Raw genomic sequence first — 1,396 nt, 5'->3', positions numbered from 1 at the left:
GAGCGTGTCAGAAAGTTCGTGTAAGTCCGTGATCTGGGAGGCTGGCCGGGGCCCGGCTGAGGGCTCTGGCCGGCCGGAACGGACAGGACATGGGCGAGAAGGAAGGGCCGGTCGTCGAGCCGGTCGATGAGCGGTTGGTGGACGAGGTCGTCGAGCGGTTGATGGACCGCGCGGACGCCTCAGGGGCGGCTCTGCTGGGCGAGGGCGGGCTGCTGACCCAGGTCACCCGGGCGGTGCTGGAGCGGGCCCTGGACGCGGAGATGACCGAGCACCTGGGCTACGAGAAGCACGATCCGGCGGGCCGGGGCTCGGGCAACAGCCGCAACGGGACCTCGTCGAAGACGGTGCTGACCGATGTCGGGGCGGTGACGGTCGCGGTGCCCAGGGATCGCAACGGTGACTTCGAGCCGCGGCTGATCCCGAAGAACGCGCGGCGCCTGGCGGGATTCAACGAGCGGATCCTGTCGCTGTACGCGCGCGGCATGTCGGTGCGCGACATCCGCTCCCACCTCGCACAGATCTACGGTGTCGAGGTCAGCGCCGACCTGATCAGCAAGGTCACCGACGCCGTCACCGACGAGCTGGCCGCCTGGCAGAACCGGCCGCTGGACGCGGTGTGGCCGATCATCTACATCGACGCCCTGTGGGTGAGGATCCGCTCAGGATCGGTGAGTTCGAAGCCGGTATACCTCGCGGTCGGGGTGGACATGGACGGCCGCAAGGACGTGCTGGGCCTGTGGGTCGGCGCTGAGGGCGAGGGCGCCACCACCTGGATGGCGGTGCTGTCCGAACTGCGCAACCGCGGCGTCGAGGACGTGTGCATCGTCTGCTGCGACGGGTTGAAAGGCCTGCCGGAGGCGGTGACCGCCACCTGGCCCCGCGCGACCGTGCAGACGTGCGTGATCCACCTGATCCGGGCCTCGCTGCGGCTGTCCTCCGGCAAGGACCGCTCCAAGCTGGTGCCGGCCCTGCGGGCGATCTACAGTGCGCCGACCGAGCAGGCCGCCGAACTGGCTCTGGACGAGCTGGCCGCCTCCGAGCTGGGCGAACGCTACCCGGCCGTGGTCCGCACCTGGCGGGCGGCCTGGAGCGAGTTCACGCCCTACCTCGCGTTCCCGCCCGCGATAAGGACGGTCGTCTACTCGACGAACATGGTCGAGTCGATCAACTCCCGCTTGCGCAAGGCCACCCGCAACCGTGGCCACTTCCCCTCCGAACAGGCCGCGTTGAAGGTGCTCTACCTCGCGGTGCGGGAGCAGATCGCCCCCAGGGCACACGACATCAACCACGTCGCCGCACACTGGAAGGAGGCGCTGAACCAGTTCTCACTATTCTTCGAGGACCGGCTCAGCATCCGATAACCACAAAGGACTTACACAAGATCGCTTACACGCCC

1 protein-coding gene is annotated in these 1,396 nt (G+C 68.3%); it reads left to right on the top strand.

The window, feature by feature from the left end:
• Window positions 1-89 precede the first annotated feature (89 nt).
• Window positions 90-1,361, top strand: a complete 1,272-nt coding sequence (locus ACZ34W_RS38675; protein ID WP_465611191.1) for an IS256 family transposase — start codon at window positions 90-92, stop codon at window positions 1,359-1,361.
• Window positions 1,362-1,396: the final 35 nt, after the last annotated feature.

Source organism: Kitasatospora sp. NPDC022856 (assembly GCF_055561235.1).
Note: the sequence above shows the minus strand (reverse complement) of the source record. Positions and strands in the feature narration are given on the sequence as shown.

Coding starts and splice junctions, on each gene's coding strand:
- ACZ34W_RS38675 (WP_465611191.1), top strand. CDS start 90: ATGGGCGAGAAGGAAGGGCCGGTCGTCGAGCCGGTCGATGAGCGGTTG.